General features: G+C 40.1%; 9 protein-coding genes. 4 read left to right on the forward strand and 5 right to left on the reverse strand.

Going from position 1 to position 12,964, the window contains the following annotated elements:
* Positions 1-152 precede the first annotated feature (152 nt).
* Genes HWQ49_RS13905 through HWQ49_RS13920 form a run of 4 tightly spaced genes read left to right on the forward strand, consistent with a single transcriptional unit; the run spans position 153 to position 6,049 of the window.
* Positions 153-1,742: a C40 family peptidase gene (locus HWQ49_RS13905; protein WP_188208240.1), complete on the forward strand. Its 1,590-nt coding sequence runs from the start codon at positions 153-155 to the stop codon at positions 1,740-1,742.
* Positions 1,743-1,761: 19 nt separating this feature from the next.
* Positions 1,762-2,541, forward strand: coding sequence for a hypothetical protein (locus tag HWQ49_RS13910; RefSeq protein ID WP_188208241.1), 780 nt, complete (start codon positions 1,762-1,764; stop codon positions 2,539-2,541).
* Between the two features lie 33 nt (positions 2,542-2,574).
* Positions 2,575-4,224, forward strand: a complete 1,650-nt coding sequence (locus HWQ49_RS13915; protein WP_188208242.1) for a glycosyl hydrolase family 18 protein — start codon at positions 2,575-2,577, stop codon at positions 4,222-4,224.
* Positions 4,211-6,049, forward strand: coding sequence for a S8 family peptidase (locus HWQ49_RS13920; protein WP_188208243.1), 1,839 nt, complete (start codon positions 4,211-4,213; stop codon positions 6,047-6,049). The genes HWQ49_RS13915 and HWQ49_RS13920 overlap by 14 nt, the downstream gene beginning before the upstream one ends.
* A gap of 117 nt (positions 6,050-6,166) precedes the next feature.
* Here the strand turns inward: HWQ49_RS13920 and HWQ49_RS13925 are convergent, their stop codons facing one another.
* The 5 genes from HWQ49_RS13925 to HWQ49_RS13945 all read right to left on the reverse strand — a co-directional run bounded on the left by HWQ49_RS13925 (position 6,167) and on the right by HWQ49_RS13945 (position 12,854).
* The gene (locus HWQ49_RS13925; RefSeq protein WP_188208244.1) at positions 6,167-8,026 is read right to left on the reverse strand and encodes an S-layer homology domain-containing protein; all 1,860 of its coding nucleotides are present in this window, start codon (positions 8,024-8,026) and stop codon (positions 6,167-6,169) included.
* 29 nt (positions 8,027-8,055) lie between these two features.
* Complete coding sequence (locus HWQ49_RS13930) at positions 8,056-9,072, reverse strand: DUF916 domain-containing protein (RefSeq protein WP_188208245.1); 1,017 nt, start codon at positions 9,070-9,072, stop codon at positions 8,056-8,058.
* A gap of 75 nt (positions 9,073-9,147) precedes the next feature.
* Positions 9,148-9,738 (reverse strand): WxL domain-containing protein, encoded by a 591-nt coding sequence (locus HWQ49_RS13935; protein WP_188208246.1) that lies wholly within the window; start codon positions 9,736-9,738, stop codon positions 9,148-9,150.
* Between the two features lie 411 nt (positions 9,739-10,149).
* Entirely contained in the window at positions 10,150-11,112 is a 963-nt protein-coding gene (locus HWQ49_RS13940; RefSeq protein WP_188208247.1) for a peptidoglycan recognition protein family protein, read from the reverse strand.
* A 191-nt stretch (positions 11,113-11,303) separates the two neighbouring features.
* Positions 11,304-12,854, reverse strand: a complete 1,551-nt coding sequence (locus tag HWQ49_RS13945) for a flotillin family protein (protein ID WP_188208248.1) — start codon at positions 12,852-12,854, stop codon at positions 11,304-11,306.
* Between the last annotated feature and the right edge of the window lie 110 nt (positions 12,855-12,964).

Here is a 12,964-nt window from a genome sequence, read left to right on the forward strand (position 1 = left end):
GCTTAAATTGAAGCAAAAAAATTTATCATAACATCCTCCATCGTTCACTATTTTTGACATAAAAACGACACAGATGAAATCGCATCCAAAATTTGGCTCTTATACGGTTGGATTATTTATGCAAGCTAATCATTAAGGAGGTTGTCGTTAAAATGGATTTTATTCGGGGCTATAAATTAGAAAAAAATGAAGCTGGCGATGGCTATACCATCGTTTTTTTCTTAGATCAAAATTACACAGAATTCGCTAAAGAACTAGATGCAGTCAACCAAAAGCCTGAAAAAACAAGTCATAGCTTTAAGAGTTTTATCAAAGAGCATTTTCCTAATATGAAAGTAACCAGTGCAAAAGTGTTTTTAGGTTCTGCTTTAATTATGTCTTTTGCCATAATGGCTAACGAGGATCCTGCTCAAGCGACAACACATGAGGCCGACCAACAAAAAGTTCAACAGCAGTCTACAACAGACGTTCATCGCGTCCAAAGTGGTGATACATTAAGTCATATAGCCAAGGAAAATAACACAACTGTCGATGCGATTAAACAATTGAACCGACTAACGTCAGATACGATTTTTGTTGGTCAAGTTCTACAAATCCCAGGTTCTAATACATCAGCACCTAGTACCGTTTCGTACCAGGTTAAATCAGGGGATTCTTTATCCGTTATTGCTAGAGACCATGGTACAACTGTTGATGCGATCAAATCTGCCAACAATTTATCAGGAGATGCAATTTTCATTGGACAGTCGCTAACTATTCCCACAGGACAAACTAATGCAACACCCAATTCAAATCAAACAGAAGCGCCGACTGGCAATGTCACACATACAGTTGTCTCGGGTGACTCGTTATCTGTTATCGCGAGAACTTATAACGTCACTGTCCAAGATATTAAGAGCGCTAACAACTTAACTTCAGACACGATTAGAATTGGGCAAGAACTTAAGATACCAACCAGTGAACAACCAAACAACATGAGTGAATACACGGTGAAATCAGGAGATTCGTTATCAGTCATCGCTAAACAACATAACGTCACTGTTGATCAACTTAAAAACGCTAATAATTTAGCATCAACAACTATTTTCCCAGGGCAAAAACTTGTGATTCCATCAGCGAATAATGAGCAAACGCCACAACAACCACCTACAAAACAGACACCAAATAATGACACATTACAAGTAGGCGCTGAAAACGAACAAGTTAGATCGTTGCAATCGAATTTAAACACGTTAGGATACTTCAACCAACAATCGACTGGCTATTTTGGATCAGTGACTGAGCAATCAGTCAAGTCCTTTCAACGTGATTACGGTTTATCGGCAACAGGAGTCGTTGATGGTAACACCCAAGATCAAATTAAACGAGCACTGGTGAAAAAGAAAATTGTCGATGATTTAGATACGTATACGGGAGTTCCTTATGTTTGGGGTGGATCTTCACCGTCTGGCTTTGACTGTTCAGGTTATATTCACTATATGTTTAATAAGCATGGTGTTGATATGACCCGTTCTACTTCAGGTGCTTATTACAACATGGGTGAGAAAATTAGTCGGGACAACTTACAACCAGGTGACTTAGTCTATTTTGCTGTCAACCAACCGGGTGTGATTTCGCATGTTGGTTTCTACACAGGAGATAATAGCTTTGTTTCAGCAACATCTTCAAAAGGTATTTGGGAATATTCAATGGACAACTCCTACTGGTCTCAGTATTACGTCGGTGCGAATCGACTTTATTAGATGAAAAGGTGTGATATTGATGAAGGGCAAATTTCTATTCATCACAGCATGTTTCATATTAATGACTGCTTGTACGGCTAACGAAACTGGGCAACAAAATGATATGGTTGACCATCCTTATATGAGGTTATCAACCGATCAAAATCAAGAAGGTCCGGAAAATCAAGAACCAAATCAATTAAATGATTTAAACGACGATGAGGGAATTACCCCAGATTATGATGAGGAAGATTTACAAGATGATATTGGACTTGAGCCTGATAATGATCAAGATCAAGTTCCAGAAGAAGAAACTATCGAAACAGATGAGAACGAAGAGCATCGTATTGATGATGATCCAAGAACAGAAATTGATTTCGCCAATCTACAAGCACTGCCATTTGAAGATTTTGATGAAAGGTGGAATGCCGTTTCAGATGAACAATTTTCAGAGTTATATATTCACAACTATGAAGACGTCTCTGAGCGAAGTGAGACCATCTACCGGGCACAGTTAACACCCTATTTATTCTTAGACCTATTCGTTTATGATAACTACATCTACCAATTACAAATGGTAGGACAACCGAGTAGTGAGGCTCAGCGCTTTGGCATGTTAACTGGTTGGAGTCAAATCGTCTATATCCTTCACCCTGAATTTGAAGTTTACGATGTCGATCCTATTTTCCATGAAATTGGCGTAGGGCCTAATGCAGACCTATCCAATGTTAGCAACTCAACCTTTCACCTCTTTGATCTGAGATATGACATTGAGGTTGAAGATGGTACGTACATTTTTACGGCAACTTATGAGGAATAGCAGACTATAAAGATTCTTAAGGAGTAATGACGTATGAAAAAAACAGCATTCATCATCATCGTCATATTATTGCTTTCAACCATTCCCATTCAAGATCAACAACAAGTCTCAAGTCAGACCAATGAAAGACATGGTTTATTTAATATGTCTTATATTTACTTTGGTGGCTTAAATAGTTATGTGAACCAAGTCGATAAAACTCGAGACGGACTACATGTAGTTTCCCCTAACTATTTTGATGTCACAAGAGAAGGTGAATTAGATATCACATGGCGCCTTCAGTCATCTTTTATTTCTGAGATGCAAAGTCGTGGCATTAAAGTCGTCCCATTTCTTGCCAATCACTGGGATGTTACAGCCGGAAAACAAGCGCTGGAAAATCGCGAGAAGTTGGCACAGGATATTGCTGATGCCATTAGACGATACAACTTAGATGGGGTCAATGTAGATATTGAAGGGGTCAATCACGAGTATCGCGAAGAGCATAATGAATTTATTCGACTACTTAGAGAACATATTCCTGATCATAAAGAAGTATCAGTTGCCGTTGCAGCGAACCCAAACAATTGGCAAACTGGTTGGCATGGTATTTATGATTATAAAGAGTTAAGTAAGTACTCAGATTATTTAATGATCATGGCTTATGATGAAAGTTGGGAATCACCTGATAGCCCAGTTGGTCCAGTATCCAGTTTACAATTTTTTGAACGATCGATCCAATACGCCATTAATCAAGGAGTTCCACGCGATAAAATTGTAGCAGGGCTCCCTTTCTATGGTCGTATGTGGAAACTGGACGGACCAACTGACGAAGGAAGGCCGATTAATGGCATGGGATTAGCGCATAATCGTATCGAACCACTCGTTAATGATTTTAATGGAAGCATTAAATTTGATGAAGATACACAATCCACATATGCCAGATTTCAGATACCTGATGGTGAAAGTGCCTTCGTAGGTAGTACCAAATTAACCCCAGGAGATTATGTCATTTGGTATGATAACGAACCAGCGATTAGGTCAAAGCTAAGATTGCCAAAGGAATATAACATTAAAGGAACCGGTTCATGGGCATTAAGCTTAGAAGCACCTGGTATGTGGGATTACTATACACAAGCCCTTAATAGACAGGTATTTACAGACGTTCCCATTCACTATTGGGCAGCTCCAAGTATTGACGTAGTGAATCAAAAAGGTTGGATGAAAGGAACATCAGCATCCAGGTTTTCACCGACTAATAACTTAACTCGTGCACAAGGAGCGGTTGTGATCGTTCGTGCACTTGAACAACTCGGGCACGAACCTGACACCTACCAATTTAATGATCTAGACGATCACTGGGCACAAGAAGAAATCGAAATTGCTAGAGATTTAGGATATTTAGAAGGGAAATCCACCACAGAATTCGACCCTGATGCTTATTTAACAAGAGCTGAGCTTGCAAAAATTTTGGATAATATTTTCGAGTATCCATTAGAAGATGACAGTAATCCATTTTCCGATTTAAGAAGTGACCATTGGGCTTATGACTCAATCGTTGCTCTGTATAGACAGGATATCATTGGTGGTTTTCCAGACGGTAGCTTTCGCCCTGGTACACTTTCCACTAGAGCGCAAATGGCCGCTTTAATGGAACGGATGGAAGATGCTTTTGAGGGGGCAATAACAAATGGTAACGATTAGACATGTAAGCCTAATCGTTGGGCTAATCTTACTTCTATCTGCCTGTACGGATCAAGAAACTCAACAACCAACTCAAAACGATGATTTAGATTTATTCCAACATCTATCGACTGAAGATGACGACCCTGATGAGGAGAATCAAACAGACGAAGACCAAAATCAGTCGCAAGAAGCTCCCACTTCGGATAACGAATCAACGACTCCTCTAGAACATGACGTTGAGGATTCTGACTTACAAATCATTGAAGATGATGAGGTTTTAGAAAAAATCATGTTCGTTGTCCAGGACGATGTTAAGATTGATTCTGTATTAAATGACTATAACAGCGATATCCATGACATATATGAAGAGATGAATATGGCAACGGTCTTTATGTCTAAAGAAGAAATACGTAAACTGACTAATGACCCACGCGTTACACATGTAGAATACGATAAAGTGGTTGAAATCAGTCCTGTCCAAGTCGTGGAATGGTCACAAGAAGATGTTCAGTCACCGGCTGCTTTATCAAGTCATTTCACTGGAAGAGGTGTCAAAGTCGCTGTTATTGATTCAGGTATTTCACCACATGAGGATTTAGAGATTTCAGGTGGGGTGTCGATGGTGAATTACACTAATAGTTATCGTGATGACAATGGACATGGGACACATGTGGCTGGAATTATCGGAGCACGCGACAATGACCGAGGTATTGTTGGGGTGGCTCCAGAAAGTGAAATCTATGCCGTCAAAGTTCTGGATCAAGACGGTTATGGCTACATGTCGGATGTCATTGCAGGTGTAGATTGGTCGATTCAACAGGGAGTCGACGTCATTAATTTAAGCTTGGGTAGTGAAAGATACTCACCGATCTTCGAAAACTTAGTGAATGCAGCAGCTAGTGAGGATATAGTCATTATAGCAGCAGCCGGTAATGACGGTACCCCTGAAGGAATAGAAAATAATGTAAGCTATCCTGCACGATACGATCATGCAATTGGGGTTGGTGCGATTGATCAAGACCAAGAACGAGCTGACTTTTCCTCAACTGGGAGTACGGTTGAACTTGCTGCACCTGGTGTAGACATTCTGAGTACGTATTTAAATAACCATTATGTGCGAATGGATGGCACAAGTTCTGCTTCCCCTTTTGTTGCAGGCGTCGCTGCTTTGTTAAAACAAATCAATCCGAACCAATCATTTGCCGAAATTCGCCGAATCTTACAAACGGATAGTATTGATTTAGGAGACGAAGGGCGCGATCCATGGTATGGCTTTGGCCTCGTACAATCTCCTTACTACTTTCGTGATGTCCATGGACATTGGGCTAAGCCTGATATCCTGGCAACTTTCGAACGAGAATGGATGATTGGTGGTGCCAATCAATATTTTAGACCTCAAAACAATTTAACACGCGCACAAGCAGCGGTTATTTTTTCTCGAATCTTAAATTTGGATGGGCCTGTTGAAGATTCAAATGACTTTACGGATGTTCCAAATGATCACTGGGCAATCCAGGAAATTCAGTTGGTAGCTGAGAGTGAGTTAATGATTGGTGGAGCTAATCAAAAATTCCATCCCAATAACTATTTAACCAGAGAACAGATGGTGGTCATTCTTTATCGGGCATTATCACCAGAAACAACGGACACTACGAATCCGTTTACTGATATAGAGGATGATCGTTGGTCAGTGCAAGAAATTAGCACGATGTACAACCTAGAAGTCGTTCGAGGAATTAATGAAACTACCTTTGCACCGACAAACTCATTAACTAGAGCTCAGATGGCTGTTATGCTAAATAGAATCATGCCTTACTTTGAAGAAGAAGATATCGCTGCATAAACAGAATAAGAGGCTGGGACAAAAGTGTTTTGGCTTTTCTTTAGAAAAACCTTTTGTCTCAGCCTCTTCTGTATGAATAGTGATAAATGAGTTTTATGGTTAAATCATTCTTCTTGATTACTTAACTCCAGCTGCAATTCTAATTTGACTCTGATGAGCTGGACTAATCGCTCCATCTTTGTGGCGCGTACTATTTTTGAAATGAATATCAGTATGACCAGGGAAGTTATTATCCGTAATATATTGCACATCGTGTGGCATGGCACTCATGGAAGCAGCGATTTTTCGTCCGTCTACTTCAACAATGACAGCCCTTTCCGTCCACGAGAAACCACCCCAAATTTCCCGAATAATTTCTGTATCTCGAGCAGTTAATGGTTCCACATCGGCATGGTTAGCACCAACTGTTCGCTTCATTTTAAACGTTTTTCCTGTTTGAAAGTCTGTTACAGTTGCTGTTTTTCCAATTGAATAAAGATATTGCGCCTCTGTCCACCAGTCTAGGTATTCACCACGACGCTCACTAACTCGCTCTTGGACAGGTATATGGTGGACAGGAATTTTCAAACTTTGTCCAACTTTTAATACTGAGCTTGTCGTTAAATTATTAACCTTTAACAACTCTGCTTGGGGGATTCCATATTGTATACTAATATTCCAAATATTATCTCCCGACTGAACTGTGTGTGTCGTATAGGTTACCGTATTCGTTCTCTCTGTTAGATATAACGTTTGCCCCACACGAATAGTGTCAGAAGTGAGGTCATTATAACTCTTTAATTGATTAACAGATAGATTGAAACGCTGAGCAATACCGGATAATGTATCGCCACTTTGAACGACGTATGTCGTTGGACCAACCTGAGCAGGAGGCTGTTGTTCCTCAAAGGATTTGGCTACTTCTTCTTTAATTTTATCGTGAGTCTTCGGACCTACAACCCCATCAACAGTTAGCCCATGTTGACGTTGAAAATCTTTAACTGCTCGATCCGTCACCTCACCAAAGTGTCCTGTCGCTTTATGATCAAAGAAACCCAATCGTTTTAATTGAATTTGTAGTTTTGTAACGGCTGTACTTTCGCTACCCATACGGAGAGTCGAATTGGTCGTTGCCTCTCCTTTCACCTCATCAACTCGTTCAGAGGATCTCGTTAAAATCGTCGCCATCTGTGCTCTAGTAATCGACTGCTTTGGTTTAAATGTGTGATCACTAAACCCTTCAAAAATTTGTTGTTGTTTCATCGCAACAATTGCAGGATAGGCCGTAATCCCTGATGAAACATCAGTAAAATAAACCGGCTGCTCGCTACGATTTGAATCATACGTATCCTTAAAAGCATTATTCATCACAATCGCCATTTGCTCACGAGTTAGTGAATCTTTTGGCCCAAAGGTTCCATTCGCTTTTCCAGAGAAAATCCCGCGCTGTTTAACGATCTCGATTTCCTCATGTGCCCAATAATCTTCCTCAACATCCGAAAAAGAGTTTCCTACTGGCTCAACCGGCTCAAGTCCTAGTACTCGGACCAATACAGCTGCCGCTTCAGCCCTGGTAATCCTTTGGTTTGGACCAAAACTTGTTGCCGTTTTTCCTTGAAACCACCCCTTCTGATTTGCATATAAAATATCATCATGAGCCCAATGATTCTGAACATCTGTAAAAGGTAAATTTAATGGTAGATTCGACTGCGCTTCAACTAATTCACTTTTTGACACTTCCTCTCCACTAACAGATTCATGTCGATCAAGTGGGATGGTCATGACAAGTGCCGTACCTAGCATGACCTTTGCTGTGACAATCTTCATTCCACGGTACTTTTTACGTTTGATTTGTTGGACTTCTTGATGCAAGCTTTGTTTTTGTCTTTTGGTTGGTCGAGTTCCAAACTCTGCCGAAAATTCCTCATTAGCTGGGTCTAAGTAAACAACCAGGACTAAACCTTCATTGGTTTCTTCAATTCGATACGACTTAACCATCGATTAACACCCTTTTCTCATCTATGAATTTAACCTCTTCTACGCCCAAGGAAATAAAACACACCACCTGCAAGAAGAATAATGAGAATCCAGCCCCAAACCGGCATGCCCTGATTGAGTTGAACATTAACAGGATGGTCAGTTCTCTCAACATATTCCTCAATATCTTCTCCACCAATGGTAAAGTTTCTCGTAACTGATAGCTCCTCTTGGTTATCTGCTGTTGCCTGAATATCCACCGTATAAGTACCTTCTTCTATAGCTTCATAATCCCACGGAAAAACATGCCTCACCTGCGACTTTGGTGCCATGAGAAGCCTGCCAAATTCACCATCAAATAACTCCTCACCGTTTTCATTAGAAACAAAGTACTCACCGTGAACACCATCTTGCAGTTTATGGGCATCATTAATTAATTCAACATATACGTTTCCTGTATCTGTTGTAAAATCAGTTTCACCTATAGTTAAATTCGAATCTACTTCTTCTGGCAAATTAAGTTGTGTTGCGATCGTATAAACTGTTTCAGTATCAATAATAAATTGAGCCTCATCCTCACCAAGCTCTTCAAAATCATCATCCTCTTGACTAGGTATAATCACACGGATCGCCCCTAACAATGTTCCGCCATCTAATTCAGGAACACTAATTTCAAAGGAAACCGTTTCTGTTGATAACGGATCCAGTTGTACTTCCTGAGGTACAGTCATAAAATCAGATAATCGAATCCCATCATCTAGAAGTGTCATGTTGGGACTTTGAATGTCTTGTCCATAAGTTATACCACCACTTGGGTGCGTATAAGCATTTGCACTCTCCATCATAATGGTTATTTCATTTTCTAAATTATTAGTTACTTCTAATTCAAGGACTTGCTCATCACCCGGGTCAACCATTAGATCAAAATAACCAGTTGTACCCTTGACCTGATTCTCTGGATAGGTAACCTCTAACGAAATGGGAGTTTGTTCAGCAGGATCTGAGAAAACAGAGTAGGGTATTAAATGTATAATAAAAAATAAAACGATAACAACTCTAAACTTCATAATTTCACCTCATGAATTATCCTACCCAAAATAAAAAAAGCCATGTCCTTAAGACATGGCATAAACATTAATTAATTATTCAACTTGTGACTGTGGACCAGAAGTTAACTCAACAGTAATTGTTGATTTATATGTTCCAGCAAAAGCATCTTTTGGATCTACTTTTAGGTTAAGGGCGTCCTCGTCAAATGAGACTGTATATTGACCCATACCACCGTTAACTCCAGCACTTAAAATAATACCGTCAAAGAAGTTCATTGCTTCAACACCATCTGGTTTCGAAATCGTGTCTAAATCAGAAGATCCTTCTCCTGCTTCTAAATGAACTCCACCTTGTAAGTTAAGAGTACTTGTTAACTGTCTTCCCTCTAACTCATTTTCAAATTGACTTGCCGATAATTCAACAGTCCAGCCACTACCAGTACCTGTAGCATCTGTAATTGTAAAACCTTCTAAAGAACTTAACTTATCTAACTTAGTACCATCAAGCTGAATATCACCAAATCCACCAACGATCGGTGCACCTGAAAGTTCTAAGCTTCCACCTTGGAATTCTGTGCTAATATCAGAAGTCTTAGTATCAGCCGCCAAAGCTGTAACTGAGCCTGTAAATACGATACTTGTTGCAGCAATAATCATTGCTGACTTTTTAAACATATTTTTCATTATATATTTCCCCCTATACGGTTATTTGTAATATTTATAAAATTATGATTTCTATATTTAGCCATAAAAAATCCCCCCGGATCAAAACGAAATGGCTAGTATAAAACCTATAACGAATTTGGAGAGAAGTTGATTATCTATCTAGGGTATTTTCTCTTTTAGCTCGCTTTAGCAAGCGCGTCTCCCGCCTGCAAGATTTATAATACTCTATTTTCCACTCTAAATCTATGTAAAAATTTTACCAATTTAGTAGTTTCTTTCCATTTCTATTAGACGCGTAATATAATCAACCAATTCAATCCGTATGAATGTGCGCTCAATCCGTGAAAACGCTGCTCCAATCCGTATGAATGCACGCCCAATCCGTGAAAAAATGGCCACCTACTCGTTTGAGTAAGTGACCACTCGATTTTATGATAGTTCGTCTTCTAATGCCGCACGTGTATTCGGTCCGTAAATGCCATCAACTTCATGGGGGACATGCACTTCTTGAAATCGTCTGACTGCATCTTCTGTTTGTGGTCCATAAATTCCGTCAATTGGACCTGGCGAGAAATTAACGTCCTCCAATGCTTGCTGAATTTTTCTAACGGCTTCTCCTCGACTACCTTGTCGGTAAGTTCCCCTTGGTAATCCAGATTGGCCGGACATCTCTTCTTCTAATGCTGCACGTGTTTCAGGTCCAACGATTCCATCGACTTGGATATCGGCACGGTTTTGAAAGTTTCTCACAGCTTCTTCCGTCTCTTGACCAAAGATTCCATCAGCTCCATAGCTTGGTAGGCTCTCGCCAACCTCCATTAAATCATTCTGCAACTCTTCTACTTCTGGACCTGAATCACCTCTTCTTAACAAATCGTCTCCTGAATCATCTGAGCTACCTGACTCATCGGAATCACTGGAACCTTCTGAATCTGATTCTTCTGATTCACCATCTAGACGGCTGCGCACTTGATCCATATCAGTTCCAGGGCACCCTGTACTTGTTCCACTAAACTCGTTATGCCCTAGTAAATCACTTGTGCTTAGGCCAAATCGATCTAAATTATACTCAGCACGCTCATCAAACACATGCTCTTGTTCCTCGGTAAAATCTCCATTACCTACTACACAAATATGATACGTCGTGCTATTATGATTGGCCACTCCATTCGTAATCACATCATGGTCATAGCACAGCTGAACAGTCCCATCACGTAAAATAATCTCATGATAACCACCTGTTTCCCAGCCACGTTGCTCACGCCAATACTCCTCAAATGTCCAAACATCTCCACCATTTGATGCACTATGGTGTCTTGCAATGTGGTGAATCTCAGAACGCTTACGGTCTCCACCCATTGTTTGACCTCTTAAATCCTCTATTTCAGGCACTTATATCCCTCCTGTCGGTTCAAACATGGACACAAAAAAAACTTTACCATGGTGATCTAAACATTAAACACCAAGGTAAAAGGAGAATTCATATATATAAAATTCATTTATTTAAAATAAGTGCCATACTAACGACCTAAATTACAAGATTTTGATTCATTAGTAACAGCCAATCTTGACGTAATTCTGCCTTAATCATGATTAAAAGATTCTGAGGAACTATCATCTTCACTTTTTCCGGCAGACCCTTCTAACTCCACTTCTTTAGACTCATCACTCGACTTTTGCTGTTCGGATTTCACGACTGTATGTGTATTTCCTCGATTAACCAAATCCGTTAGTAACTGATTGACATCAAGCCCCGTTAATTCTTTTAATGGTTCTTGAATCTGGGTCATCGTATTAGTAATTGATTGACCATAAGACGAAACACCATTTCCTCCTCCTGTATCAATCACCTTAACCGACTCAATGTTAGATAACGGCTTCGAAATCTCCTTCGCATACTCAGGTAACATGTCAATTAATTTCTCAACAATAACGACCTCACCATGCTTGGAAATCGCTTCAGCTAACAAACGTTTTGCCTCTGCTTCTGCCTCACCTTTTTTACGTATCACTTCCGCATCAGCTAGCCCTTCTTCACGCTTAATACGCGCTTTTGTTTCTCCGTCAATTTGTGAACGGCGCGCCTCAGCTTCAGCCTGCTTCGTTACCTCGTAATATTCAGCGTCAGCTTTTGCCCGACGTACTTTCGCTTCCTCTTCTTCTAATTTAACTAAACGCTCTCGTTCTAAATGCTGTAATCGAAGCTGTTCTTCTTTCTTCTGAGCATGTAATTTCAGCTCTTGTTCCTGCACTTCCTTATCTAAACGGGCCTTCTCTAACTGATAAGACTGTTCAGACTTCGCACGGGCTCGCTCTGTTTCTTCTTTAATCGCAGCGTCTTTTAAATCTTTTTGTTTCTTCGCTTCAGCAATGTCGGACTGGCGTTCAAACTCTTCTTCCTTCGCCTCTTGATCATTAGTCGCTCGGTGAATCCGTGTTTCTTTATCAGCATCTGATTCCGCTAACTCAGCTTTTTTACGAATCTGAGCAATTCGAGGCTTCCCTAAGTTTTCTAAATAACCATTCTCAGGATCTGCATCACGCAAATCTTGCAGCCCTAATGAGGTGATTTTAAAACCCATCTCATCTAACTGTTGTTGCGCGACTTTGGTTACTTGACGGTTAAACTCCTCTCGATCCTCGTTAATGCCTTCAACCGTCATCTTCGATAGGATCGCTCGTAAATTCGCATTCAGCACCTCAGAAATCTCATCTTGAATTTCTTTAGGTTTTTTCCCTAAAAATTGTTCTGCATAGATCGCGATCCCTCTAAGCGTATCAGCTACCTTAACCATCGCTACTGCATCAGCAATAATCGGTACGCCCCCATTGGTGTATACTCTTGGGGTCGTAATTTTTAACTGGAAGGCCGTCAAATCTACAGGTGTCGCCGTCTGGTGCATTCTAAGAAGATGACCACCCCCGCGAATAATCTTCATTGACCGCCCCTCTTCATCAGTAAAAATATTCGTCTCTTTCGCTGGATTACCTAGACGAGGACCGGCAATAATTAATGCTTCATTAGATTTCGCTGTTTTATAGCGAAACTTCATCCACACCCACCAAATGATCGCAAATATAATCGCCACAACTAAGAGTGGAATGAGAATCGCCAAAAAACCTAATACCTTCATAACATATCCCCCCAAACTAAAGTCATATAGAAAAGGTAACCTTAATTGATAATATTACCCATTAAAAGATTCACCTTATAAAGACTATTTATTATTGGAAGAAAATATGT

The sequence above is a fragment of the Alkalibacillus aidingensis genome, assembly GCF_014595945.1.
Classification (GTDB): Bacteria; Bacillota; Bacilli; order Bacillales; family Alkalibacillaceae; genus Alkalibacillus; species Alkalibacillus aidingensis.

Bases quoted from the DNA above. Each gene is read 5' to 3' on its own strand.
- HWQ49_RS13925 (WP_188208244.1), bottom strand. From the start codon at position 8,026: ATGGTTAAGTCGTATCGAATTGAAGAAACCAATGAAGGTTTAGTCCTG.
- HWQ49_RS13945 (WP_188208248.1), bottom strand. From the start codon at position 12,854: ATGAAGGTATTAGGTTTTTTGGCGATTCTCATTCCACTCTTAGTTGTG.
- HWQ49_RS13910 (WP_188208241.1), top strand. From the start codon at position 1,762: ATGAAGGGCAAATTTCTATTCATCACAGCATGTTTCATATTAATGACT.
- HWQ49_RS13915 (WP_188208242.1), top strand. From the start codon at position 2,575: ATGAAAAAAACAGCATTCATCATCATCGTCATATTATTGCTTTCAACC.
- HWQ49_RS13935 (WP_188208246.1), bottom strand. From the start codon at position 9,738: ATGAAAAATATGTTTAAAAAGTCAGCAATGATTATTGCTGCAACAAGT.
- HWQ49_RS13930 (WP_188208245.1), bottom strand. From the start codon at position 9,072: ATGAAGTTTAGAGTTGTTATCGTTTTATTTTTTATTATACATTTAATA.
- HWQ49_RS13905 (WP_188208240.1), top strand. From the start codon at position 153: ATGGATTTTATTCGGGGCTATAAATTAGAAAAAAATGAAGCTGGCGAT.
- HWQ49_RS13920 (WP_188208243.1), top strand. From the start codon at position 4,211: ATGGTAACGATTAGACATGTAAGCCTAATCGTTGGGCTAATCTTACTT.